The organism is Lactobacillus equicursoris DSM 19284 = JCM 14600 = CIP 110162 (assembly GCF_001434815.1).
Classification (GTDB): domain Bacteria; phylum Bacillota; class Bacilli; order Lactobacillales; family Lactobacillaceae; genus Lactobacillus; species Lactobacillus equicursoris.
Genome location: NZ_AZDU01000159.1, coordinates 1 through 268, shown reverse-complemented (window position 1 = coordinate 268; position 268 = coordinate 1). Strand labels below are relative to the sequence as shown.

Here is a 268-nt window from a genome sequence, read left to right as displayed (position 1 = left end):
GAATCACTGGCTAAGGTCCTTGACTACACTAATCGAACTGCATTAATCGGTAATATGGCAATGTACGTTAAACAATTAACAGTAATTGCTTTTAATCGTCAGGGGGCAGAAGGGGAAAGTTCCAGAACAGAAGGTGGAATCAAAGCTGACTTTGAAGTTGGCATTCCTACTGAGATCAAGCAAGGCTTAAAGCGCTATCGACTCGCAAAGGTGGTGCCGTTTTGAGACTGGTAAATAAAAATTTACGTCTGGTTTATTTAAGACGCAA

At 41.0% G+C, this 268-nt stretch carries 1 protein-coding gene; it reads left to right on the top strand.

What is annotated here, in order from left to right; all coding sequences use genetic code 11:
* Positions 1-225: phage head-tail connector protein (locus FC20_RS09815; RefSeq protein ID WP_056945420.1), on the top strand; the 225-nt coding region annotated here is incomplete at its 5' end.
* Positions 226-268: the final 43 nt, after the last annotated feature.